Origin of the sequence: Streptomyces sp. NPDC060232 (assembly GCF_042726555.1) — a bacterium.
Taxonomy (GTDB): Bacteria; Actinomycetota; Actinomycetes; order Streptomycetales; family Streptomycetaceae; genus Streptomyces.
Window position 1 is genome coordinate 528,565 of record NZ_JBHXAG010000001.1, and the last position, 23,694, is coordinate 552,258.

17 protein-coding genes and 1 pseudogene are annotated in these 23,694 nt (G+C 72.1%); 4 read left to right on the forward strand and 14 right to left on the reverse strand.

Going from position 1 to position 23,694, the window contains the following annotated elements; genetic code table 11:
* Positions 1–66 precede the first annotated feature (66 nt).
* The 5 genes and pseudogenes from nhaA to ACFWFZ_RS02370 all read right to left on the reverse strand — a co-directional run bounded on the left by nhaA (position 67) and on the right by ACFWFZ_RS02370 (position 11,160).
* Complete coding sequence (gene nhaA / locus ACFWFZ_RS02350) at positions 67–1,368, reverse strand: Na+/H+ antiporter NhaA (protein ID WP_387115320.1); 1,302 nt, start codon at positions 1,366–1,368, stop codon at positions 67–69.
* 262 nt (positions 1,369–1,630) lie between these two features.
* Positions 1,631–3,172: an alanine/glycine:cation symporter family protein gene (locus ACFWFZ_RS02355; protein WP_387115323.1), complete on the reverse strand. Its 1,542-nt coding sequence runs from the start codon at positions 3,170–3,172 to the stop codon at positions 1,631–1,633.
* A gap of 399 nt (positions 3,173–3,571) precedes the next feature.
* Positions 3,572–8,439 (reverse strand): annotated as a pseudogene (locus tag ACFWFZ_RS02360) (DNA repair ATPase).
* Positions 8,440–8,537: 98 nt separating this feature from the next.
* Positions 8,538–10,622, reverse strand: a complete 2,085-nt coding sequence (locus tag ACFWFZ_RS02365) for a flotillin family protein (protein WP_387115326.1) — start codon at positions 10,620–10,622, stop codon at positions 8,538–8,540.
* A gap of 271 nt (positions 10,623–10,893) precedes the next feature.
* Positions 10,894–11,160 carry a hypothetical protein gene (locus ACFWFZ_RS02370; protein ID WP_387115329.1) on the reverse strand — a complete coding sequence of 89 codons (267 nt, stop codon included), beginning with the start codon at positions 11,158–11,160 and terminating at the stop codon, positions 10,894–10,896.
* Between ACFWFZ_RS02370 and ACFWFZ_RS02375 the strand changes: the two genes are divergently transcribed.
* The 4 genes from ACFWFZ_RS02375 to ACFWFZ_RS02390 all read left to right on the forward strand — a co-directional run bounded on the left by ACFWFZ_RS02375 (position 11,159) and on the right by ACFWFZ_RS02390 (position 13,608).
* Entirely contained in the window at positions 11,159–11,911 is a 753-nt protein-coding gene (locus tag ACFWFZ_RS02375) for an SOS response-associated peptidase (protein ID WP_387115332.1), read from the forward strand. The genes ACFWFZ_RS02370 and ACFWFZ_RS02375 overlap by 2 nt on opposite strands.
* A gap of 73 nt (positions 11,912–11,984) precedes the next feature.
* Positions 11,985–12,413 carry a hypothetical protein gene (locus ACFWFZ_RS02380; RefSeq protein WP_387115335.1) on the forward strand — a complete coding sequence of 143 codons (429 nt, stop codon included), beginning with the start codon at positions 11,985–11,987 and terminating at the stop codon, positions 12,411–12,413.
* Positions 12,407–12,640, forward strand: a complete 234-nt coding sequence (locus ACFWFZ_RS02385) for a helix-turn-helix transcriptional regulator (RefSeq protein ID WP_387115338.1) — start codon at positions 12,407–12,409, stop codon at positions 12,638–12,640. Before ACFWFZ_RS02380 ends, ACFWFZ_RS02385 begins: the two co-directional genes overlap by 7 nt.
* Positions 12,637–13,608: an NAD(P)-dependent alcohol dehydrogenase gene (locus ACFWFZ_RS02390; protein WP_387115340.1), complete on the forward strand. Its 972-nt coding sequence runs from the start codon at positions 12,637–12,639 to the stop codon at positions 13,606–13,608. Before ACFWFZ_RS02385 ends, ACFWFZ_RS02390 begins: the two co-directional genes overlap by 4 nt.
* A gap of 153 nt (positions 13,609–13,761) precedes the next feature.
* On the opposite strand, the gene ACFWFZ_RS02395 is transcribed toward ACFWFZ_RS02390, so the two are convergent.
* The 9 genes from ACFWFZ_RS02395 to fusA form a co-directional block, all read right to left on the reverse strand.
* Entirely contained in the window at positions 13,762–14,097 is a 336-nt protein-coding gene (locus ACFWFZ_RS02395) for a hypothetical protein (RefSeq protein ID WP_387115343.1), read from the reverse strand.
* A 375-nt stretch (positions 14,098–14,472) separates the two neighbouring features.
* Positions 14,473–15,147: a hypothetical protein gene (locus tag ACFWFZ_RS02400; RefSeq protein ID WP_387115346.1), complete on the reverse strand. Its 675-nt coding sequence runs from the start codon at positions 15,145–15,147 to the stop codon at positions 14,473–14,475.
* A 143-nt stretch (positions 15,148–15,290) separates the two neighbouring features.
* Positions 15,291–17,297, reverse strand: coding sequence for an RICIN domain-containing protein (locus ACFWFZ_RS02405; protein ID WP_387115348.1), 2,007 nt, complete (start codon positions 17,295–17,297; stop codon positions 15,291–15,293).
* Between the two features lie 603 nt (positions 17,298–17,900).
* Positions 17,901–18,251: a hypothetical protein gene (locus ACFWFZ_RS02410; protein WP_387115351.1), complete on the reverse strand. Its 351-nt coding sequence runs from the start codon at positions 18,249–18,251 to the stop codon at positions 17,901–17,903.
* A gap of 158 nt (positions 18,252–18,409) precedes the next feature.
* Positions 18,410–19,114: a DsbA family protein gene (locus ACFWFZ_RS02415; RefSeq protein ID WP_387115354.1), complete on the reverse strand. Its 705-nt coding sequence runs from the start codon at positions 19,112–19,114 to the stop codon at positions 18,410–18,412.
* Positions 19,115–19,234: 120 nt separating this feature from the next.
* Complete coding sequence (locus tag ACFWFZ_RS02420) at positions 19,235–19,705, reverse strand: DUF6069 family protein (protein ID WP_387115357.1); 471 nt, start codon at positions 19,703–19,705, stop codon at positions 19,235–19,237.
* A gap of 201 nt (positions 19,706–19,906) precedes the next feature.
* Entirely contained in the window at positions 19,907–20,659 is a 753-nt protein-coding gene (locus tag ACFWFZ_RS02425; protein ID WP_387115359.1) for a polysaccharide deacetylase family protein, read from the reverse strand.
* Positions 20,660–20,854: 195 nt separating this feature from the next.
* Positions 20,855–21,394 (reverse strand): FABP family protein, encoded by a 540-nt coding sequence (locus tag ACFWFZ_RS02430; RefSeq protein WP_387115362.1) that lies wholly within the window; start codon positions 21,392–21,394, stop codon positions 20,855–20,857.
* 112 nt (positions 21,395–21,506) lie between these two features.
* Complete coding sequence (gene fusA / locus ACFWFZ_RS02435; protein WP_387115365.1) at positions 21,507–23,579, reverse strand: elongation factor G; 2,073 nt, start codon at positions 23,577–23,579, stop codon at positions 21,507–21,509.
* Positions 23,580–23,694 lie beyond the last annotated feature (115 nt).

Below are 23,694 nucleotides of genomic sequence, written 5' to 3' on the forward strand. Positions count from 1 at the left end.
TCGTCGACCCGGCTGACGGACCGGCCGCGGAGGGGCTTCGCGACGCCGGGCCCGCGGGCGCCGCGCTCAGTGCTCCGCGGCGTTCGCACGCTGGTAGATGTCGGGGATGCCGTCGGAGTCGGCGTCCAGCGTCTCCTCCTCGTACAGGCGCTTGTACACCTTGTTGCGGCGGCGGAGGAAGATGGCGGCGAGGGCGGCGGCGCCGACGGAGCCGATGAGGACGGCGGCCTTGATCTGTTCGGTGATGTCCTGGCCGGGGAAGGCGAGTTCGCCGATGAGCAGGGCGACGGTGAAACCGATCCCGGCGAGGACGGACAGTCCGAAGACGTCGGCCCAGGCGAGGTCGGGGTTGAGGCGGGCGCGGGTGAAGCGGGCGGCGAGGTAGGTGCCGCCGAACACGCCGAGGACCTTGCCGGCGATCAGGCCGATGACGACGCCGAGCGGTTCGGGCCGGGTGAACACGTCCGCGAGAGCACCCCCGGAGACGGTGACACCGGCGGCGAACAGGGCGAAGAGGGGGACGGCCACACCCGCGGAGAAGGGGTGGACGAGGTGGGAGACCCGGGCGCCGGGGGAGGATTCTTCGCCCTTGTCCCGGGTGGTGCGCAGGATGAGGCCCATGGCGACGCCGGCGACGGTGGCGTGGACGCCGCTGTTGTACATCAGCGCCCAGACGGCGATGCCGAGCGGGACGTACCACCACCAGCCGCGGACGCGGAACCGCTGGAGGGCGTAGAAGGCGACCAGTCCGGCGAAGGCGCCGCCGAGGGCCCAGAAGTTCAGATCGGCGGTGAAGAAGATCGCGATGATGAGGATGGCGCCGAGGTCGTCCACCACGGCCAGGGTGAGCAGGAAGGCGCGCAGGGCCGCGGGCAGGTGCGTGCTGATCACCGCGAGGACGGCCAGCGCGAAGGCGATGTCGGTGGCCATGGGTACGGCCCAGCCGTCGAGGCTGCCGCCGCCGAGTCCGGCGGTCAGTGCGTACAGGGCGGCGGGGACGGCCATGCCGCATGCGGCGGCGACCACCGGGAGGGCCGCGGTCGCCGGCGTACGGAGCTCGCCGACGACGAGCTCACGCTTGAGCTCGATGCCCGCGACGAGGAAGAAGACGGCGAGGAGGCCGTCGGCGGTCCAGTGGCCGACCGAGAGGTCGAGGCCCAGGGCGGGTATGCCGAAGTGGAAGTCGCGCACCTGCTGGTAGACGTCGCCGAGAGGGCTGTTGGCCCAGATCAGCGCGATGACGGCGGCGGCTAGGAGGACCAGGCCGCCGATGGTCTCGGTACGCAGGGCCTCGGCGATGGCGCGCCGCTCGGGCCAGGGCAGGAGGCCGAGGAACGGGGAGCGCTCGGGCGGCGGGGCAGCGGTCATGGCGGGGAACCTCCGGGGCGTCGGCGGCATTGCGGGCACACGGCCCCAAGGACGCCGACCAGACTTCCCGGCACACCCCGCGTCCGCCCTTCGGTGTGATGAGCGTATTGACGCGTTCTTCACACCCTATCGGGCGGTGCGGGATGTCGCCAGGGGGTGCTTGACGTGCGATGACGGTGTTCGCGAACAGGGAAGAGGACCCGTACCCACCCAAGGCGCGAGGGTGGGTACGGGTCCTCCGGGAGCCGGGCCGCGGGGGCGGTCAGACGGTGGTCTTCACCGGCTCCTGGTCGGTGTCCTCGTCGCCGTCCGTTGCGATACCGGCGTCGCGGCGGCGGACGAATTCGAGGAAGGAGTTCAGCTCCCGCTTGACGACGGGGGCCAGCAGGTACAGACCGATGATGTTGATGACGGCGAGCATGAACAGCACCGCGTCGGCCATGTCGATCAGGGTCTGCAGGGTCAGCAGCGACCCGGCCACCGCGACGAGCGTGTACATGACCTTGAAGGTGATCTCACTGGCCTTGCTGCGGCCGAACAGGTGGGTCCAGGCCTTCATGCAGTAGTAGCCCCAGGTCAGCACCGTGGAGATGGCGAACAGCATGACCGCGATGGTCAGGATGTACGGGAACCAGGGCAGGACGGTGGCGAAGGCGTCGGAGGTGATGGTCACGCCGCCGATGGACTCGCCCTTGCGGGCCTCGCCCCAGCTGGCCGGGTTGGCGATCACGATCGTCAGCGCGGTCATGGTGCAGATGATCACGGTGTCGATGAACGGCTCCAGCAGGGCGACGAGGCCTTCGCTGGCGGGGTGCTTGGTCTTGACCGCGGAGTGGGCGATCGGGGCGGAGCCGAGACCGGCCTCGTTGGAGAACGCGGCCCGCTTGAAGCCGATGATCAGCGCGCCGAGGACACCGCCGGCGACGCCCTGCGGGTTGAAGGCGCCCTCGATGATCGTGGAGATCGCGGCCGGCACGGCGGTGACGTTGACCAGGATCACGACGAGACAGGCGGCGATGTAGATGCCGGCCATGGCGGGGACGAGCCTGCTGGTGACGGAGGCGATGGAGCGGATGCCGCCGAGGAGCACGATGCCGACGATGGCGGCGATCAGGATGCCGAAGAACAGGGCGCCGGTCGAGGAGCCGAGCATGCCGGACTCGCCGCCGGTGACGGAGACCAGCTGGGCGTAGGACTGGTTGACCTGGAAGAGGTTGCCGCCGAAGAGGCCGAAGAACAGCACGAACGCGGAGGCGAGGACGGCGAGGACCTTGCCGAGCGTCTTGCCGCGGGCGCCGAAGCGGTCGGCGAGGCCCTTGGGCAGGTAGTGCATGGGGCCGCCGGAGACGGTCCCGTCGGCGTGCACCTCGCGGTACTTCACACCGAGCGTCACCTCGACGAACTTCGTCGCCATGCCGAGCAGGCCGCAGAGGATCATCCAGAAGGTGGCGCCGGGGCCGCCGATGGAGACGGCGACGGCGACACCGGCGATGTTGCCCAGGCCGACCGTGCCCGAGACCGCGGCGGTCAGGGCCTGGAAGTGGTTGACCTCACCGGCCGACCCCTTCTCGTCGTACTTGCCGCGGACCACGTTCACCGCGAGTCGGAACTTGCGTATCTGCACGCCCCCGAACCAGAGGGAGAAGACGATGCCCGCGACGACCAGCCAGGCGACGATCAGCGGAACCTGGGTGCCCCCTACGGGGACGGAATAGAAGACGACCTCGCCGAGCCATGTGGCGATGGGCTCGAAGAATCCGCTGACAGCCGTGTCGACGGAATCGGTGAAGGAGTCGAGTGACATGTGGCAAAACCTCGTTGGCGCAGACCGGCCCCGTGCGGAGGACCGGTGTGAGAAGGCGGGCTCTGGGCGAACGCCGTTGTCGATCGGCGACCCGTGGCGCCGCCGGTCCGCGGACACGGAACGGGGTATGGCGCCTTGGTCGTACTGATGCTGCGAAGTGCTGCCCGGCCTGGTGTCGGCCGCTGCTCCGGTCCGGCTATGGGTGGGCTGAAGCGGAGTTGCGTATTCCTAGCACGTTCTTTAAGTCTTCTTTAGTGATGGGTGTCACAGTGGCAGGTTTTCTGTGGTGTTTGCCCTGGTTCGGTGATGCGATCGTTATCCGGATCTGAGGTTTCTCTGAGCGAACAGGTGCGGCCAGGTGCCCCTCTCCTCCCGTTCGTGGGGTGTCACCCCCGCGGATCAGGCCTCGGCGGTCCCACACGTCTCCACCTTCCTGAGGGTGCCTTCGACGGCGGCGAGGCGGTCGGCGATGAGGTCGAGGGCGGCCGCGGCCCGGTTCAGCGGACCCGCGTCCGTGCCGCCTGCCTGCCGGCCGCGGCGGTACGCGGTGGTGATCTCCTTCCACCGGGCGGCCTGCTGCGGGGAGAGGGAGCCGCGCAGCGCGGCGAGCCGGAGGAGGTTGGCCTCGGCCCCCGCGGTCAAGGTCTGGGCCTCCGCGGTGTAGTGGTCGTCGATCACCGCGTCCAGTTCGGCGTCGTCCATGGCGGGCGAGATCCGGGCCGCGATCCTGTTCATGCTGCGGTAGGAGCCCTGGAGCCGGAACGGGGGCTCGGTGCGGCTGTCGTCGCTCTGGGCGGCCGAGGCGATGTAGGCCGCGTTGACGCCGAGGACGGTGGTGCGGGCGGCCACCAACCGCCGCAGCACGCCGAGGACTTCGTCGAGCTCCTGCGGACCGTACGGGTGGGTCAGGCGGTCCGCGCGGGCGGTCGGGTCGCCCTCGGCGAGCCGGACGAGGAGGCCGAGGTCGCCGCGGTCGCGTCCGGCGAGCGGGGCGAGGACCGGGTGGGAGGTGAGGGCGTTCTCGATGAAGCTGAAGGCGAAGACGTCCTCCTTGCCGGTCAGGACGTCGCCGAGGTTCCACACGTCGGCCCGGTTGGCGAGCATGTCCGGGACCTGGAAGCGCTGCCCGGACTGGGTGTACGGATTGCCGGCCATGCAGACGGCGAACCGCTTGCCGCGCAGGTCGCGGCCGTTCAGCGTGCGGGTCGAGTCGCACAGCGGGATGAACCTCTGGAGCAGTTCGGGAGAGGTGTGCTGGATGTCGTCGAGGTGGAGCAGGATGTTGTTGCCCGCCTCCAGCGCGAAGGCGATCTTCTCCAGCTCCCGCCGGGCCGCCTCGTCCGGGGCGGCGGCCGGGTCGAGGGAGGTGGTCGCGGCGCCGAGGGCGGGGCCGTCGACCTTGACCAGGAGCAGCCCGAGACGCTGGGCGACGTACTCCATGAGGGTCGTCTTGCCGTAGCCGGGCGGCGAGAGGAGCAGCAGCAGACCGTGGGTGTCCGTGCGCTTGGCGTCGCCGGCTGCGCCGAGCTGCTTGGCGAGGCTGTCGCCGACGAGGGGGAGGTAGACCTCGTCGATCAGGCGGTTGCGGACGAAGGAGGACATGACGCGCGGCCGATGGGCGTCGATCCGCAGCCGCTCGTGTTCAGCCGTGACCAGAGCGGTGCGCCGGCGCTGGTACGAGCGGAAGCCCGGGACCTCGGTCCGCGCGAACTCGGCGGTGCGGGACAGGAATTCGTCCAGGCGCAGGTCGAGTGAGCCGCTGACGATACGGGGATGGGCTCCGAGCAGCCCCGTGACGGTCGAGGCGGTCGCGCCCTCGACCTCGTAGCGGGCCAGGGACGGGCACAGCTCCACCGCGGTCGCCTCGGTGACACGTCACCCTCGGCGATCTCCTCGCCGGTCGATGCCGCGTACGAGCCGAGCCAGCTTTCCACGAGCTGTCTGCGTTCGGCGAGACCGGGCAGGGCCGCGAGGTCCTCGGCGTAGGAGGCATCGTGTGTCCGGACGCAGCGTCGGAAACCCTTGAGCAGCCCGACGGCGGAGGCCGACACCGCGAAGCCCGACACCCCTGACGTCAGTTCCTCGAACAGGTAGGTGGCGATCCGCTCGGGATGTACCCGCTCGTCGGCTGTGAAAGCGGCGGCAGTGCGGGCGAGTTCCGCCTGGAAGTCGTCGAGGGCCGGGCTGGACCCGAAGAGTGCGCGGGCGCGGCCCAGCGAGCGGGCCCGGCGGCCGAGCGCCTCGCGTTCGCCGTCGGTCAGACCGTGGGCCCAGAAGAGCACGGCGGCGGCGCGGTCCCGAGCCGGATGGCGCAGGGGGCCCGCGCTCTCGTGCAGCCGGAGGACCGCGCGCAGGATCGCGGCGGCGTCGTGGTCGTGGACGCCCCGCTCATGGCCCTCGTCGTACGCGGCCTCGGCGGCCCGCCGTATCAGTGGACCGAGTCCGTCGCCGGCCCCGGCCAGGGCGGCGGGCCCGTGCTCCGCCAGCAGCCGGGCGGCCAGGTGCTCGGCCCGGTACACCTCGGCCGACTCGCTCGGCAGTACGCGGTCCCAGTACGGGCGGGTGGCGGCGAACGCGGGATCGGTGACCGGGCGCCGGTAGTCCGTGCCCGCCAGAGCGAACGCCATGCCGTCCCGGTGCGGTACGAGGGTGAGGTCGGCGGGCTGCCGGGTGACGGCGAACAGGTGCCGCCCCAGGCGCAGGGTGCCGCCGTCCTGCGAGTACAGGTCGGTGCGGTCGCGCAGCGCGCGCCCCGCTTCCTGCCGGGCCGCCGCGAGACGGCCGGTCAGCTCCTCCGCCCGCACCTCGTCACCGAGCTCCCGGAGCCGGCCGATGCTGCGGTGCAGACCGGTCACCAGGGGGTCGGATGCGAAGTACGTGTTGACCTCGTCCTCGTCGGAGAGGGCGGCCGCCCGGCCGGCGACGGACTCCAGTACGCGGTGGGCGGAGCCCGCGAGAGCCTCGGCGCGTCGGGCCCGGGCGTCCTGGAGGGCCTGGCGGCGGGAGGAGAACGCGTCGTGCACCTCGGCGCGCTTCTCGGCGATCTGGGCGAGGAAGTCCTCCTGCTCGGCGAACCGTGCCTCCAGGTGCTCCAGCCGGAGCAGGAGGCGGGCGAGCTGGGCGTCGCAGTCCTCAGGGGTGCCGGCGGCCGCCAGGGCGCCGGTGACGGTCTGGGCCAGGAGCGCGAACTCGGCGGTGAACTCGGCGCTCCCCTCCTGCCGCAGGAGTTCTCGCCTGCGCGCGTCGACGCTGGACCGTGCCCGGTTCAGGGCCGCCATGGCTTCCGCCACGCGCTCCAGGACGGTGATGCGTACGGTCACGTCACTGACGTCCAGGCCGGACACGACCTCGGTCAGGTGGTGCAGCCCGAGGACGCGACCTTCCAGGCGCCGGCGCAGCGGCTCGGCCTCGGCGACCGTGGCGACCGCCTCGGCCTCGGCGGTGAGCCGATCGGCTTCGCTCGCGTACGCGCCGAAGGCGTCGTCCCTCTGGAGGTGGGCCAGGGCCCGGTGACCGGTGGATTCGACGGCGGCGGCCACGTCCGCCGCCAGGGCGTCGATGCCGGTCGTGTCCGCGTACCGCATGTCCCTGAGGGTGACCAGGTGACCCTGGGCGCGGCGCAGCTCGGTGATGCGGTCCGTCCACTCCTCTGCGGCTGCCGGGGCCTCGCTGCGGATGCGGCGGATCAGGGCGGTGGCGGTCCGGTGCGCCTCGGCGAGTGCGTCGGCCGCCTGCCCCGTCAGGCTGCGGACGGTCTCGAACTCCTCCAGGACCCCGGCGGTGGTCGCGCGGACGGCCTCCAGCGGGCCGCTGAGGTCAGGACCGCCGGAGCCCTCTTCCGCGAACTCGGCGAGCCAGGGGAACCGGTCCGCGGTACGGCCGCAGGCGGCGAGCAGCGACTCGTACCGCGCCGCGGCGGTCGCGGGGGGCGCGTCCCGGGTGTCCGCGGCCTGTCGGGCGATGGCCAGGGTGTCGGCGACGGCGCGGACGAGCTCGGGGTTCCCGATACGGGCGAGCGGACCGTCGGCCGCGGCCGTGGGGTGCAGGTCGGAGGCGAAGGGGGTGGACCACAGCTGCACGGCGTGCGCCCGGGCCGACCGGTCCGGGCCGGGGCGCAGCACCACCAGGGTGCCGTCGTCGAAGCGGGCGTGGCCGTGGCAGGGGAGGGGTGCGGTGACTTCCTTGCGGATCAGGTTGTACGGGAGCAGCAGGCTCCGCCCCCCGTGCCGGGCCCGGAAGACGAAGAGCAGGTCCTCGCCGTTCGGGGCCGGGACGGACTGCTCGAACCGCAGCTCGGCGGCATCGGTGTCGAACGTCCTGACCGTGCCGGAGGCCAGGCAGTATCCGCCGGGGAAGACGATGCCCGCGTCGTCGGGGAGACGCCGGCAGGATCCGCCGACGCCGTCCAGCCGGACCACGGTACCGGTGAGGGAGTTGTAGACCAGGTGGCGCCGGGCCCGCTCCTTGTAGGGCAGGACACGTAGGAGTACCAGAGGGCCCACGACGGCGTAGGCGATCTCCGCGTCCGCGAGGGACTGGAGGACCTCGTCCACGGGCTCGCGGTGGAGGGCGTCCTGGGACTCGGTGTCGTTCTCGGTCTTGACGGTGAGGGCGCCGCCGACCGTCGACACGAAGATCCGTCCGTCGACGGACACGTGCGGGTGCCGGCCCGCGACGTGGTCCTCCCGTGTGGTCGTCTGCCAGTGGACGTCGTGCGGGGGAGGCATGACGTGGTCGCGTTCACCCTGGGCGTCCAGGAAGCGGACCTCGCCGGAGGGGGCGAGCGACCAGCGCAGGACGCGGATGTCCTCGGCGCGCTCGCCGGTCCGGAAGACGGCGAGCAGCCTGCCGTCCACATGCCGCAGCCGCTGCAGCCGGGCGTCGTGGTAGTAGCGGTGCAGTGTCTGGAACTCCTGGCGGAAGGCGGGGTCGTCCAGGAGGCCGGGCACGGCGTCCTCGGGAAGAGGGTTCAGGTCGCGGTCGTACAGCGCCAGGACGTCCCGCACCTCCGTCTCGCCGCCGCTGTCGGCGGACCGGTCGTAGCCGAAGAGGAGGTGGTCGCCCACACCGGCCAGGTCGACGGCGGTGCGGCTGCGGTCCGTGCGCAGGTGCCCGGACCGAGTCAGTGTGACTTCGGACGAGCCGAACACCGCGATCCGGGCCTCGTTGAGGGCTTCGGCGCCGCGCGCCAGCTCCCGGGCCTGGGCCGCGAGCCGGTCCCGCAGTACCTCGTACGTCCCCGTGTCCGTGCCCGTGCCCGTGGTCATCCGTGCTGCTCCTTCGCGTACAAGATCGTGACGTGGCAGGGAAACCGCTGAGCTCTCGCTCGGCGGCTTCCCTGCCGGTGACCGCACCCCCGTGGCGGTCAGCTCTTGGTGGCGGCGCCGTTCACCGAGGCGGACGGGGCTGCCATGGCCGTCTTCGCCGCACCGGTGAGTCCGCTCACCGGCAGGTCGGCCAGGCCCAGATCACGTGCCTTGGCCATCAGCTCGTCCAACTGCCCCGATCCGGCGGGCATGAGCTTCATCAGCAGGGCGGAGACGGTCAGGTCGCGGACATCGGCGGTGGAGACGGCGCCCAGAGCGCGGGTGAGGTCCTCGGTGAAGGAGCCCGTGCCGTCCAGCCAGTCGGCCGTCAGGGCGCGTGCCGTCTGCGAGTTGTCCATGAACCCGTCGACGGCGCGGCCCATCGACATCGCGCCCACGATCCGGTCGAAGAAGGCGGATTCCCCTCCGACGATGCTGATGTCGGCGCTCTCCAGGCCGGTCGCGAGCACCGTGGCCTGCGCCTGTGCCACCTGCCGCTGGGCGTCGAGGCCGGCGAGTCGGATCTCCTTCTCCGCCTCCAGCCGCAGCCGGTACTCCTCGTGCGTCCGCGAAGCCTCGTCCAGCGCGGCCATCGCCGCCGCCTTGTCGGTCAGCCCGGACGCCTCCGCCTTCAGCTTCTCGCCGATCCCCGCCGCCTCGGCCAGGGCCAGCTCCCGGGCTCCGTCCGCCTCCGCCTTCAGCCGCGCCGCCGTCGCCCCGGCCTCGGCCCGGCCGGCCTTCTCGATGGCGTCCGCCTCCTTCTCCCGTACGGCGACTGCTGCCAGACCCGCGGCCGCGGCCTCGGCCTGGATGCCCTCCGCGAGGCGGACCTTGGCGCGGGCGTCGAGGTCGGCGGCCTTGTTGCGGGCCTCGGCCAGGGTCAGCTCCTCCGCCGCCCGGTGCACGGCGGCCTGTTCGGCGGCCTCGGCGGCCTTGATGTCCTTGACCAGCCGCTCCTGGGCCTCGGCCTCGGCGGCGATGACGACCGCCTGGCGGGAGCGCTCGGCCTCCTCCACGGCCCGGAGCCGCTTGATGGACTCCTCCTGCTCGGCGACCGTCCGGTCCACCGCGACCCGCTCCCGCACGACTTCCGCGATGTCCCGCTTCTCGGTCTCGACCTCCTTGTCGGCCGCGATCCGGGTCAGTTCGGTCTCCCGCTCCCGCGCGATCACCTCCAGCAGGCGGTCCTTCTCGATGCGCTCGCTCTCGATCGCGATGACCCGCTCGCGGTTCTTCGCCGCGACGGCGACTTCCCGGGCCTGGTTCTCACGCTGGACGCCGAGCTGTTCCTCCGTCTTGAGGAAGGCGGTCTGCGAGCGCAGGCGCTCCTCCTCCACCACCCGGGCGATCTCGGCCTCCTCTCGTGCCCGCGACGTCTCGATCTCGCGCCGCTGCTTGATCTCGGCGTCGGCCTGACGGCGCTCCAGTTCGAGGATGGCCTCGCGTGCGTCGACGTTCTGGCGGGTGATCTCCTTCTGCTCGTGCTGCCGGAACTCGTTGGTCCGGACGTTCTCGATGGCGGTCAACTCGGTGATCTTGCGGATGCCCTGGGCGTCGAGGATGTTGCCGGCGTCGAGCTGGGCGAGCGGGGTCTGCTCGAGGTAGTCGATGGCCGCGTCCTCAAGGCTGTAGCCGTTGAGGTCGATCCCGATGATCTCGATGATCTTGAAGCGCAGTTCGTCCCGCTTGGTGTAGAGGTCGGTGAAGTCCATCTGCTTGCCGACCGTCTTGAGCGCCTCGGAGAACTTGGCGTTGAAGAGCTCCTGGAGGGTGGCCTTGTCGCTGGCCCGGGCCGTTCCGATCGCCTGCGCGACCCTGACGACGTCCGTGGCGGTCTTGTTCACCCGGACGAAGAAGGAGATCCGGATGTCCGCACGGATGTTGTCCCGGCAGATCAGCCCGTCGCGGCCGGTTCGGGAGATCTCGATGGCCTTCACCGAGATGTCCATGACCTCGGCCTTGTGCAGGACGGGCAGGACGACCTGACCGGTGAAGGTGACGTCCACCTTCCGCATCTTCGACACGATCAGGGCCTTGCCCTGCTCGACCTTGCGGAACAGCCGAGTCAGGACGAGCACCACGACGAGCGCGACGACCAGGAGACTGAGGATGAGCAGGCTGAGGCCCGACGTGATGGCATCCATGAGGAATCCCCCCTTGAGAGTGAGTGCCTGCGTGGCACGGATGAACCGCCGCAAGCGGACGGCGGACGGACCGACCGACGCGGCGTGCCGCAGTCGGAGGGCCTGCCGCATCCACCGCGCGGACGGAGCGCGTCCTTCCGGCCTCCGGCCCGGCGTCCACCGCGCATCGCCACGCGGTTCCGGCGCCCGGCAGGAGGATCCTTGGGGCGCCCTGGAGTCCCCATACTGTCTTGGGACTTGCCCTTCGGTCATTGCCGGTGACCGGCAATCTTTACGCCCCTTTGACGCGGCCCAGGCCTGTGGGATCCCGCATCGTGGAGTACGCCGTCAGTGCGGCCCGCCGGGGCAGCGGTCGGTCCACGCGGCCGCGGTCGTCCACGACGACCTGACCGACCACGGCGGCACCCGGCGCGGCCGCCCGACCGTCCACACCGGACTTCTCCGCCGCCCCCTCGAACAGGCGCCGGAAACGGTCCCGGGCGGCGTGGTTCGCGGCGCAGCCGCCGGGAGGCGGCCGCAGGTGGCAGGGTGGAAGCATGTGCGGCCGCTACGTCTCCACCCGTGGTCCCGAAGATCTCTCCGGCCTGTTCCAGGCCGCGCCCCCGGATCCGGGGCATGCGCTGGAACCGAGCTGGAACGTCGCCCCCACCGACGCCGTCTGGGCGGTGCTGGAGCGTGCCGACCGGGAGAGCGGGCTGCTGGAGCGGAGGCTGCGGCCGCTGCGATGGGGCCTGGTGCCGTCGTGGTCGAAGAGCCCGACCGGCGGCGCGAAGATGATCAACGCGCGGGTGGAGACGGTGCACGAGAAGCCCGCCTACCGGCGCGCCTTCGCCAAGCGCCGCTGCCTGCTCCCCGCGGACGGGTTCTACGAGTGGCAGGCCGTCCCCGCCTCTGCCGGGGCGAAGGCGTACAAGCAGCCGTACTTCATCCGCCCCGAGGACGGCGCGGTGATGGCCATGGCCGGGCTGTACGAGTTCTGGCGCGACCCGGGCGTCATCGACGACGACGATCCGGCGGCGTGGTGGGCGACCTGCACGATCATCACCACCGAGGCGACCGACGCGGCCGGACGCGTCCACCCCCGTATGCCGCTCGCGCTCGCCCCGGCCGACTACGAGGCCTGGCTCGACCCCTCCCACCAGGACGCGGACGAACTGCGCGCCCTCCTCGCCGCTCCCGGCAGCGGCCGACTGGACGTCCGCCCCGTCTCGACGGCGGTCAACGACGTGCGCAACAACGGCCCCGAGCTCCTCGACGACCCCGCGGATCCCGCTCCCGCCCTGAAGTAAAGAATTATTGACACCGTGTACGGCATGCTTGACACTTCGGGTGTCAGGTTTTCTTTACATGGGGAGGGTGGGCATGGCCGTCGAGGAGAAACGCGCCTGGATCATGATCGTGGTCACGGTGGTGTCGTACACGGCATACCTGGCAGTCGTCCTCGGCCGGTCCGGGGGCGGCCCGATCACCCAGGAGCCCTACGTCGCCGCGCTGCTGTGGACCGTCGGCTCGGCCATCGCCGCCTCCATCGTGCTGCACATCACCGTGGCCCTCCTCTCGCCCGAGGAGGGCAGGACCAAGGACCAGCGCGACCGCGAGATCCACCACTTCGGCGACCACATCGGACAGTCGTTCGTCGTCGTGGGCGGTGTGGCCGCGCTCGTCCTGGCCATGGCCGAGGCGGACCGGTTCTGGATCGCCAACGCCGTCTACCTGGCCTTCGTCCTGTCGGCGCTGCTCGGCTCCACGGCGAAGATCGTCGCCTACCGGACCGGCTTCCAGCCGTGGTGAGGCCCACGAGGGTCACCAACAGGATCCGGGCCCTGCGCTTCGCCACCGGCGAGATGACGCAGGCCGAACTCGCCCGCCGGATCGGCGTCACCCGGCAGACCGTCATCGCGATCGAACAGGGCCGCTACTCGCCCTCGCTGGAGAAGGCCTTCGAGATCGCCCGCGTCTTCGCCGTACCGCTCGACTCGGTGTTCCAGTACTCCGCCAACGAAGGAGACGACTCATGAAAGCGATCGTGCAGGACCGGTACGGCCCCCCGGACGTGCTGCGGCTCGACGAGGTGGACCGGCCGGTCCCGGGGCGCGGCGAAGTGCTCGTACGGGTCCACGCCGCCGCGGTCGACCAGGGCGTCTGGCACCTCCTGACGGGCCTGCCCTACGCACTGCGTCCCGTGTTCGGCCTCCGGGCGCCCCGCGTGCGCACCCCCGGCATGGACCTCGCCGGGCGGGTGGAGGCCGTCGGGCCCGACGTCACCCGGGTCCGGCCCGGCGACGAGGTGTACGGCAGCTGCCAGGGGTCGTTCGCCGAGTACGCGTGCGCCAAGGAGGACGCCCTCGCCCCGAAGCCGACAGGCCTCGGCTTCGAAGAGGCCGCCACCGTGCCCGTGTCCGCCGTCACCGCCCTCAAGGCCCTGCGCGACGCCGGCCGGGTCCGGGCCGGGCAGCGCGTCCTCGTACTGGGCGCCTCGGGCGGCGTCGGTACGTACGCCGTGCAGCTGGCCAAGGCCTTCGGGGCGCACGTCACCGGGGTCTGCAGCGCCGCCAAGACGGACCTGGTCCGCGCCATCGGCGCCGACGAGGTCGTCGACTACACGCGGGAGGACCCGGTCGACGGCAGCCGCCGCTACGACCTCATCCTCGACATCGCGGGCAACCGGCCGCTGTCGCGGCTGCGCCGCGCCCTCACCGCCCGCGGGACGCTCGTCATCGTCGGCGGGGAGGGCGGCGGCCGGTGGCTCGGCGGCAACGAACGCCAGCTGGGCGCACTCCTGCTGTCGCCCTTCGTCGGCGGGCGCCTGCGCTCGCTCGCCGTCATGGAGCAGCACCACAGCGACCTGCGCCTCCTCACGGAACTCATCGAAGCCGGCTCCGTCACCCCGGTCGTCGACCGCACCTACCCGCTCGCCGAGGTACCCGACGCCATCCGGCGGCTGAGAAGCGGTCAGGTACGCGGCAAGATCGCGATTCGGCTGTGACGCGGACGGCCGGTCCAGCGTGATGCGGGCGACGACCGGCAGGTGGTCGCTCCCGGTGGCGGATGTGAGGCGTGATCGCAACCGTGAGGATGCCAGGAGGGCCGGTCCCGTCGGGAGACGGGAGCGGCCCTGGGCGGTGGGGCAGGGGAACGGTCAGCTGAAGACGACGGAGCGGAAGCGTGCGAGGGCGGGGGTCCGCAGGCCGGGGTTCACGACCCACCAGGTGTCGCCCTCGCAGTCGGCCTCTCGGAACACGGTGGCCGTCGAGTTGGTGTAGTTGCGTCCGAGAAGGGCGGGGAGGTTTGCGGTGATGTCGAGGTTGTGGCACACCCCGCTCTCCGGGTCCGAGAGTGCGTGCTGGACCTGGACGTTGTCCAGGTCCACAGAGGCGTAGCGGAATTCTCCGACTGCCGCCGTGGAGGCCCCGGCGGTCGACAGGACGAGCACGAGGGCGGTGGTGGCGGCCGTGAGGGCCGAGCGCAGACGCATGACGTATCCCGTGAGGTGGGTGGGGGAGGAACGCCCCCACCCTTGCGGGTCCCGGACCTGGGGTGATGGTCCCACCCGGGACGTATCGTTCTGCCTCACCCACGCGGCCCAACGGACGGCGTACCTGAGTACCTGAGCACGTGGGTAGGTGGCGCCGGAGGCTGATCCGTACGGTGGCAGGGGGAACGATTCGGCGCGCTGCCGAGGCGGCCCACCGCAGGGGGCACGGCCGAGTGGAACGCCGGCACGGCGGCGGTCAGCGGGGCGAGCACGCGCCCGGCCGTGGCTGCCTGCCACCCGCCGCCGCCGCGGCGCGCGCTGCGTGCCGTACCGCTGCCGCCCGCGGCGTGGTGGCGGGCCCCGATCGCAGGGGCGCTACGACGTCCTGCACGCGCCGCGCATCCGGCGCCGGCGCAGCAGCAGGCCCACGCCGGCTCCCGCCAGGGCGGTCGCAGCGACACCCGCCGTGGTCCACCAGATGGCGTCGCCCTCGGAAGCGGGGGCCGCCTGAGCGCCCGAGGAGGCCGGAGCGGGGGACGACGGGGCCGCGGGGCCCGATGCGGCGGAACCGGAGGCGGAGGCGGGGCTCGGGGCCGACACGGCCGGAGTGCCGCCGGTCGCGGAGTCCGTCGCCCCGGTGGCAGTGGTCCCCGCGCCGGTGGTCGGAGCCGGGTCCACCACGGGTACGCCGACTTCGAGCTCACCCTTGCCGAGTGCGGGGAACCCCACCTCGACGGTCACCTTCCACGATCCGGGCGGCAGTACCTCGGCCGTGGTCCAGCCGGTCGGCGCCGCCGCCGGGTCGCGCACCAGGCGCCAGGGGCCCATCGTGCGGGAGCCGTCGGGGCTGACCGCGTTGACGGTGGCGGCGACCGTCTCGTCGACGGCGTCCCCGTCGTTCTCCCAGGTGATGTCGGCGGTGACATGGCCGGCGCGTTGTCCGGTCACCACCACCTTCAGGGTGTCTCCGTGGGCGTGGGCCGCAGCGGGGATCAGGAACATGAGACCGAGTGCGGCCAGGGTGGCGGAGAGAGCGATTCGTATGCGCATCGTCGGGGTGCTCCGGTCGAGATGAGGGAACCGGCGGACGGCCGCACGGGGCGGCCGTCCGCCGGGGCGGGATCACGGCGTCACGGGGTGGTCCCGGTGCCGAGGCGTGGAGTGCGCCTCGGCACCGGGCGTGGCGGCAGTGCTCAGCCGGACTTCTGGAGGGTCCAGGCCTGCGCCGCGCGGCCGTCCGCACGCTGGAGGTCGAGCAGCCAGTTCCCGTAGTAGGGGCGGTTGCTGACGGTGAGGGCGAAGCCGCCGCTCGGATCCGTCACGGTGACCGCGCCACCGCGGGACGTCAGCTTCCAGGCCTGCGCGCCGTTGTTCTTGTCGCAGGCCTGCTGGGAGACCCACATGCCCGGGGCGGGCGCGCCGCCCGGCTGGAGGCACTTGCCGGAAGCCGCGGACCGGATGCGGACCTGACCGCTGCCCGCGTCGTCGAAGTACCACTGCTGCTGGGCGTAGCCGTTGGCGCGGCCGCCGACGAGCACGGTGCCGTCGGCGGTGCGGCCGCCCCAGACCTCCGCGGCCATGCCGGTGCTGCCGTTGCCGAGCGTGTAGCGGCTGCCCGGGGTGGTCGCCCCGCCGCCGGCCCCGGTCGTACGGAACGTCGCGGCCTTGCCGGGCCCGCTGTCGCGGCCGGAGCCGTCACGGGCGGACACGGTCACCGTGTACGAGGTGTTGGGCTGCAGGTTGTAGATGCGCAGCACCTGCGACTGGACCCAGGCCAGGTGCTTGCCGTTCAGCATCACCTGGTACCAGGCGGTGCCCTCGACCTTGGGCCAGCTCACCACGACGGAGTTGGACTGGATCTGGGCCGCCGTCGCCGTCGGTCCGCCGGTGGGCTTCTTGGTCGGCGTCGGCGAAGGCTTCTTCGTGGGCGTCGGCGTCGGGTTGGGACCGGGGTCCGTGCCGCCGCCTCCGCCCCTGGTCTTCATCAGGAACTGGTTGTCGGCGATGTTCCAGTGCGTGGCCAGGTAACTGCCGGGCTTGGGACTGGTGTGGAAGTAGTCGTCGTGGTTGCAGTCCAGGATGTTCTCGGACGCCTGGTTGGTGCAGATGTTGCGCATCTTCGGGTAGTACGGGGTGTCCGAGTAGCACATGACGTCGTACTCGTCGGTGCAGTGCGCGCCACGGCTGGTGTTCGGGGCGCTGTTGTTGACGGCGCCCAGGTTGTGGCCGAGTTCGTGCGCGGCGGTGTGACCGCCCCAGCAGCCCGAGTCGGTGCGGCCGTAGGACGGGCCGAAGTTGCTCTGGTTGTTCTGGCCGGGACGCTCGTCGCCCGCGAAGGTGCCGATGCCGCAGTAGACCTGGCTGTCGGCGAAGATCATGTACTTGCGGTCGCGGCGGTCGAGGCCCTTGGCGGCGAGCGCGTTGTTGGTCGCGCTGAACTCGGCCAGGGCGTTGGCCGGGAGCTCGATGTTGAGCACGGTGGGGGTGCAGTCCGCGGCGGTCACGTAGCGGATGTGCCGGACGCCGCCGGTCTCCTTGGCGCTCGCCGAGTAGATGAGGTCGGCGTCGGCCGCCCACTTGCGGAACGAGGCCACGTACTCGGAGTAGCGGTCCTTTCCGGGGGCGTGGACGTACACGACCTGTACGCGGTTGCCGGTGCTGCCGTCGCCGTCGCACTGGACGGTCTGGCCGGCGGGGCCCGCGGCGACGGCCTGGCCGCCTTCGGCGGCGGCGGGCGCGGGCGCGCTGTCCTTGGTGGCCGCGGCGTCGGCCGCGGGCGCGTCCTGTGGGCGCCCGCCGCCTTCCTTGGTGGCCGGGTCGTCGGTGGAGGGCTTGGCCGGATCGGCCGCCGGGGCCGTCTCCTTGACGGCCGGCGGGATCTCCTTCGTGATGTCGACGCCCTTCGGCGGGGCGTCGGGGCCGTGCGTGCACAGCCCGTCCCCGGTGCGGTAGACGCCGACGCAGCGGTCGCCCTTGGGCGCCGGCTGCAGACCGTCGTAGACCATGCCGCGCGCGTTCTCGTTGGCGGGCGGCGCGGAGAGGGGTTCCGGCTCCTGGTCCCGGGCGGGTGCGGCGGCCGGAGCGGAGGCGGCGGCGGCCTCGACGGATCCGGCGGCCTGGGCACCGTCGCCGAGCCCGGAGTAGGCGATGCCCGCGGCGATCACCGCCCCCGCTGCCACGGCGGCGGTGGCGAGTATCAAGCGCCGGGGTTTGCGGCGGTGATCGGTTGCAGCGCGTCTGCGACGTCCTGTCATGGGCACCTCAAATCGTTGTCGGACTAGTGGGGTGCGCGGAAGCCTGCCAGACAAATGCGGCGGAGAATTCGGACAAACGGGGGCGCGGTCCGAGAAATCATTCCGTTACCTGTCGGCATGATTTGACGAACACTCAACTTGCAGTAATTGCAGGCCAGTTACGCGCGTTGCATGCGAAAGGTCCAGTCCTTTCAGGGTGGGTTGTTACCAAATCGAGATATGATGCGGAGGCTTGTTGACGGGAATTCAGTCAGGAATTCACCTAATTACTACCTGCCGAATTCTCTCCGTCACGAGCGGTGAGGACCGGTGCCCGGACTGCGGGCCCGCAGGCCCCACGGCTCCCTTACGCAGCCTGCGAGTTGCCGAAACCCAACGGTCGGCCCGTCCCCAAGTGCTGTGGTACGAGGGTGGGTCGTCCCACGGCGGGGCAGCCAAGCGGTGTGGGCGGACGGGCGGCAGGGCTGGAACGAGGCCGGCCCGCGGTTCGGTTCTGTCAGCCGAGTCAGCCGAGTCAGCCGAGTCGGTCGGGCCGGCCGAGTCGGCCGGTCAGTCGGCGACGGCGACGGCGCTCAGGTCCATGCGCGCGAGGCGCTCAAGGTCGTCGAGGCGGGGTCCGGATCCGGAGCGGGGTACGACGCCCTGCACCCGGCGGCGGCCGTGGCTGGTGAGCTGCCGCGTCGCGGCCGCGATGCGCCCGAGGACCGGGGCGACTTCGTCGAAAGGCGCGGCGAACAGGTCGTGCAGGACGAAGGCGAGGCGTTCGGCCGGAGGGAGCGTCAGAACCACCGACACGGCCGACCGGCGGCAGCCCTCCTCGCGGAAGCCCAACCCGTCGAAGGCGCGGAGGGCGCGTTCGCCACCGTTGCGCGGCCGGCCCCTCGGGACGGGCCTCAGCATGGTGACGGCGCCGAGCCCGACCACCTCCGCGGTGACGGGGCCGAAGCACGGGTCACCGGCGGCGGCTCAGCGCACCACGTCGGGACCGTTGCGCCGGCGGAGGTGACGCTCCGCGTCGTCGGACCGCAGCAGGCGCAGCCTGACCGGTTCCCCGTCGATCACCGCGGAACCCCGGTCTTCCTCAGCCGGCGGTGGAGGCGGTCGCGGTCCTCGTAGAGCGCGCGGCTGCCCGACGGGACCAGGGCGCCGTTGATCGCCATCGTGGGAGTCGCCGTGACCCCCGACGTGTCGAGCGCCTGGTCCGAGGCTTCCACGAACTCCCGGTGCCTGGTCTCCAGTACGGCCGCGTCGAACTCCGGGCCGCGCAGGCCCGGGACCATGACCGCCAGGGCCAGCAGCCGGTCCCGCGTGAAGCCGCCGGACTTACGGACCTTCGCCTGGTGGCGGTACAGCAGCTCGTGGTACTCGGCGAACTTGTTCCGGTCCACGGTGGCGCGCAGCGCGTTCGCGGCGAACTTCGACCCGGGACCGAGGAAGGACCCGAGCGTGAACTGCAGCTGCAGTGCGTCGTTTTGGGCCGCGCGCTTCAGGTACGGGCCGGTGCCCTCCAGCTCGAACTCGGCGCACGCGGGGCAGCTCAGGTCCTCGTAGATCCGGACCGAGAGGGAAGCGGACGGGTTGCCGAGCACGATCGTGGTGCCGTCCGCGGCCATGGACTCCGGGGCCCCGGGCAGCTTCGCGCCATCCGACACGTCGAGCGGGTCGTCGCCCGCCGCGCCCCGTCCTCCACAGGCGCCGACGGACGATGCCACGGCGATGGCCGCGGCCGCGCCCAGAAACCCGCGTCTGGTTCTGACCTGCACGTGTGTCCCTTCCCCCTGATCAACAGGGAGACCTTACGCGTTCCCCCACCCCCTCACGCACCGGGTTTTCCGCAGGCCCCCGGGCGTACCGCAGCACGACCGGGGGAGGCGTCCGCGGCCTCAGCGGTGGCGGCGGTGGCGGCGGTGGAGCTGAAGGGTGGTGAAGACCGCCACGCCGAGGGTGAGGTGCATGAGGGAGAGGGCCGCGACGGTACCGCCGTCGGCGTCGGCCGACAGCGGGCCGGCGACCGACAGCAGTGCCAGCCCGCTGCCCACGTACTGCGCGATCCGCAGGAAGACCGGCTTCCACAGGGCCAACACCAGGGCGGCGCCCGTCCCGACGACCAGCGGGACGACGGAGGAACCGATGACGCCCCCGATCGTGATCGGGTGCTGCTCGCCGGCGTCCATGACGACGAGCGACGCACCGGCCAGCTTGGCGACGGCGAAGACGACCAGATTGACCACCGTCGCGCCGGCCGCGCCGGTGACCAGCACCTTCCACCAGCCGAAGCCGGAACGGCGGGCCGGCGGTGAGGCGGCGGCCGCGGCCGTAGCAGGGCCGGAGTTCTGCAGTGCACCGCTCGACATGAGAGTTCCCCCAACGTATGAAGTACCGGGCGGGCGGTGGTCCGCCCGCGCCATACGCAGAAGCCTCCGACCTGAACCTCACTTGAGGTCAAGTCCCTTCCCACTCGGCGTCAGCCCACCGCAGGCGCTTCGGCCCGTTCGGTATGCCACCATGTCGTGCCCCGTGCCCCGTGCCCCGTGCCCCGTGCCACAGCAACCAGGTCACGGGACAAGGAATGCACGCAGGTCGATGATCGTGTAGCCCTCGGCCTCGGCGGCGTCGATGATCAGAGGGAGGGCCTCGGCGTCGAGGACGATGCCGTCGCCATTGCTGCCGACGTGCATCTGGATGATCGCTCCGGGGGACAGGGCGTCGATGGCGCGCTCGGCGGCGGCCTCCACGCTCATGCCGCCCCGCGGCCCGAGGTAGCCGTTGGTGTCGGCGGTGAACTCGACCGCCGCGTATCCCAGGTCGTTGACGTCGGCGACGGAGTCCCGCGTCGTGGCGCTGTAGGGGAAGCGGAAGAACGGCAGCGGCTCCGTACCCGAGGCCGACCGGATCGCCGCGTCGGCGCGGCGTACCTCCGCCACCCGCTGCGCAGTGCCGAGGTCCTCGAAGTAGGGATGGCTGTACGAGTGGTTGCCCAGGCCGTGCGCCGCACCGATCGTGCGCACCGCCCCGGGGTGCGCGTCGGCGAAGGCGCCGGTCGGGAAGAAGGTGGCGGGCAGCCCGCGCCGCCGCAGTTCCGCCAGGACGGTGTCGATCCCGGCCTCGTCCCATGCGGCGTTGAAGGTGAGCGCCACGACCTTGCGGGAAGTGGGAAGCCGGCGGATCTCACCGCCGAGCAGCGAGGCCGGCGGGCGCGGGCCGGCGGGGACAGCCGCGCCGTTCGCGGCCCGGGCACCCGAGCACGGTACGAGCCCTGCGGCGAGCAGCGCCGCCAGCGCGGCGCGTCGTCTGATGTCCACCACCATCGCTCCCTCCGGCACGGCGCCTCGCCCCGGCCTGCCACGACTATGCGACGGCACTCATCGGAGCCGCCGCAGCCCTGGCCGCGCAGCCGGGTGAACCGCCGGGCCGTGTCCGCAAAGCCGCTCCCCAGCACCGCTGGGAGTGCGCCGGGCCGGGCGGCGTCTGCGGGCGGCCGGCGCTCCTGTGCGGACACCCCCTCAGGGACGCCGGCGCAGCTGCGTCGTCAGGTGGTGCTGGAGGGGCCGGCCCACCGCGGCCATGTCGTGGACGACCGTCATCTCCCCGCCCTGGACGGTGTACCGGCGCCGCGTACCGGTGACCTCCTTGGCCAGCGGCGTCAGCGACACGTCCTTGCTCTCGATCTCGAACTGCGTACCGGACGCCCGCCCCACACAGGTCTCGACGATCCCGGTGGGGTGCGCGAGCACGACCTCCAGGGAGGCGTCGGGCGTCACCCGCCACCACCCCGCCTCGCGTCCCGCCGGCCGCACCGGAGCCCCGGCGCCGTCGATCAGCCAGGCCCGTGCCTCGTAGCGCAGGAAGGGGCGTCCGTCGTGGCTGAAGGTGACCTCCTGCGCGTAGCGGAAGTCGTCCTCCAGCGTCGGATACCCGCCCTGGCCCCGGCCGTGCCAGCGCCCCAGCAGGGGCAGCACGGGCTCAAGGAGGGGATGCGGGTCCGGACCCTCGCCGAGTACGTGGCTGTCGGGGTACGGATTCTCCTGCACCGACTCGAACATGTTCACCCTTCCTGTCTGCCGGAAAGCCCCCGGAAGCGGAACCCGCAGCAGCATAGGCGGTGCACCCCCGCCCTGCCCCCGAAGCCGGGGCGGGGCGGAGGTGCGGCGCGGGTCACCGGCCCGGCAGGGCCCCAGCGACCGAGGCCGGTACCGGTGCCAGACCGGCCGGCCTGGTGGTGAAGACGCCCCGGCCCTGGGTCCGGCCCCGCAGCCGGGACGCGTACCCGAACAGCTCGGCCAGCGGCACGGCCGCCGTGATCACCGCGGCGCCGGCCTCGGCGGCCTGGCCCGAGACCCGGCCGCGGCGGGCCGCGAGGTCACCCAGCACGCTCCCGACGCCGTCCTCCGGGACGCTCACCGTGACCTCCACGATCGGTTCGAGCAGCTCCATCGTGCTCAGCCGCAGCGCTTCGCGCAGCCCGAACCGGCCCGCCGCCCGGAACGCCATCTCCGAGGAGTCCTTGGAGTGCGTCGCCCCGTCGGTGAGCGTGACGCGCAGCCCCGTCACCGGGTACCCGCCGACCGGGCCCTCGGTGAGCGCGTCCCGGCAGCCGGCCTCCACGGCGCGCGCGTACTCCTGAGGCACCCGCCCGCCGACGACCGTCGAGCGGAACTCGAAGACCGGCTCCTCCAGCGGCTCGACGTCCAGCACGACGTGCGCGAACTGGCCCGCGCCACCGTCCTGTTTGACATGCCGGTGGACCAGGCCGCTCACCCCGCGCACGACGGTCTCCCGGTACGAGACCTGCGGGCGGCCCACGACGACCTCCACCCCGTGGCCGCGGCGGATCTTCTCCACCGCCACCTCCAGGTGCAGCTCACCCAGCCCCGACAGCACGGTCTGCCCCGTTTCCGGGTCGGCCCGGACCACCAGCGAGGGGTCCTCCTCCGCGAGCCGCGCCAGTGCCGACGCCAGCCGGCCGGTGTCGGCATTCCGACGTGCCTCGACCGCCACGGACACCACCGGCTCGGCCACCGTGGGCGGTTCGAGGACCACAGGCGCGCCCGGCGCGCACAGGGTCGTGCCCGCGCGGGCGGACTTGAGCCCGATCACGGCGACGATGTCACCGGCCACCGCTTCCTCCTTCTCCTCGTGGCGGTCGGCCTGGACCCGCAGGATCCGGCCCACCCGCTCCGTACGGCCCGTGGCCGCGTCCAGTACCGTCCCGCCCTTGCGCAGCGTGCCGGCGTAGATCCGCAGGTAGGTGAGCCGCCCCGTCGGTGTCGACGTCACCTTGAAGGCGAGGGCCGCGAACGGCTCCGCCGGGTCGGGGGCGCGCTCCTGTTCCGACCCGTCCGCCGTACCGCGTACGGGCGGCATGTCGGCGGGCGCCGGCAGGTACGCGACGACCGCGTCCAGCAGCGGCTCGATCCCGCGGTTGCGGTACGCCGATCCACACAGCACCACGACGCCGTCCCCGCGCAGCGTCAGCTCCCGCAGGGCCCGGGCCAGTGTTCCGTCGCTCAGCGCGGAATCCGCGCAGAACTCCTCCAGCGCCTCGGCGTGCAGCTCGGCCACCGTCTCCTCCAGCAGCCTGCGCCGCCGGCCGGCCTCCTCCCGCAGCGGTTCGGGGACCGGCCCGGACTCGACGGCGGCGGAACCGGTCGTCCAGCGCAGCGAGCGCATGGCCACCAGGTCGACGACCCCGGTGAAGGCGTCCTCCTGACCGATGGGCAGTTGGACCACCAGGGGGACGACGCCCAGGCGACGGCGGATCGACGCGACGGCCGTGTCGAGGTCGGCGCCCGCCCGGTCCAGCTTGTTGACGAACGCGATCCGCGGCACGCCGTGCCGGTCGGCCTGCCGCCACACCGTCTCGCTCTGCGGCTCGACCCCGGCGACGGCGTCGAACACGGCTACGGCGCCGTCGAGCACCCGCAGGGAGCGTTCCACCTCGTCGGAGAAGTCGACGTGCCCGGGGGTGTCGATCAGATTGACGTGGTGCCCGTTCCAGGTGCAGCTCACAGCCGCGGCGAAGATGGTGATGCCGCGGTCGCGTTCCTGCGGGTCGTAGTCGGTGACGGTCGTGCCGTGGTGCACCTCGCCCCGCTTGTGGATGGCACCCGTCGCGAACAGGATCCGTTCGGTGATCGTGGTCTTGCCGGCGTCCACATGGGCGAGGATGCCCAGATTGCGGACCGCGGTGGGGGAAGTGGTGGTGAGGGGGCGTCCGTTGGCGCGCATGGCCCGAGGCCTTTCGAGTGAAGAGATGAAGAGGGCGGCGCGAATTCCCTGACGACGGCCCCCCTCACCCGCGACCGGCAGCCGCGACGGGCAGCCGTGTGCGGCGGCAGCCGTG

Coding starts and splice junctions, on each gene's coding strand:
- nhaA (WP_387115320.1), bottom strand. CDS start 1,368: ATGACCGCTGCCCCGCCGCCCGAGCGCTCCCCGTTCCTCGGCCTCCTG.
- ACFWFZ_RS02355 (WP_387115323.1), bottom strand. CDS start 3,172: ATGTCACTCGACTCCTTCACCGATTCCGTCGACACGGCTGTCAGCGGA.
- ACFWFZ_RS02365 (WP_387115326.1), bottom strand. CDS start 10,622: ATGGATGCCATCACGTCGGGCCTCAGCCTGCTCATCCTCAGTCTCCTG.
- ACFWFZ_RS02375 (WP_387115332.1), top strand. CDS start 11,159: ATGTGCGGCCGCTACGTCTCCACCCGTGGTCCCGAAGATCTCTCCGGC.
- ACFWFZ_RS02370 (WP_387115329.1), bottom strand. CDS start 11,160: ATGCTTCCACCCTGCCACCTGCGGCCGCCTCCCGGCGGCTGCGCCGCG.
- ACFWFZ_RS02380 (WP_387115335.1), top strand. CDS start 11,985: ATGGCCGTCGAGGAGAAACGCGCCTGGATCATGATCGTGGTCACGGTG.
- ACFWFZ_RS02390 (WP_387115340.1), top strand. CDS start 12,637: ATGAAAGCGATCGTGCAGGACCGGTACGGCCCCCCGGACGTGCTGCGG.
- ACFWFZ_RS02395 (WP_387115343.1), bottom strand. CDS start 14,097: ATGCGTCTGCGCTCGGCCCTCACGGCCGCCACCACCGCCCTCGTGCTC.
- ACFWFZ_RS02400 (WP_387115346.1), bottom strand. CDS start 15,147: ATGCGCATACGAATCGCTCTCTCCGCCACCCTGGCCGCACTCGGTCTC.
- ACFWFZ_RS02410 (WP_387115351.1), bottom strand. CDS start 18,251: ATGCTGAGGCCCGTCCCGAGGGGCCGGCCGCGCAACGGTGGCGAACGC.
- ACFWFZ_RS02420 (WP_387115357.1), bottom strand. CDS start 19,705: ATGTCGAGCGGTGCACTGCAGAACTCCGGCCCTGCTACGGCCGCGGCC.
- ACFWFZ_RS02425 (WP_387115359.1), bottom strand. CDS start 20,659: ATGGTGGTGGACATCAGACGACGCGCCGCGCTGGCGGCGCTGCTCGCC.
- ACFWFZ_RS02430 (WP_387115362.1), bottom strand. CDS start 21,394: ATGTTCGAGTCGGTGCAGGAGAATCCGTACCCCGACAGCCACGTACTC.
- fusA (WP_387115365.1), bottom strand. CDS start 23,579: ATGCGCGCCAACGGACGCCCCCTCACCACCACTTCCCCCACCGCGGTC.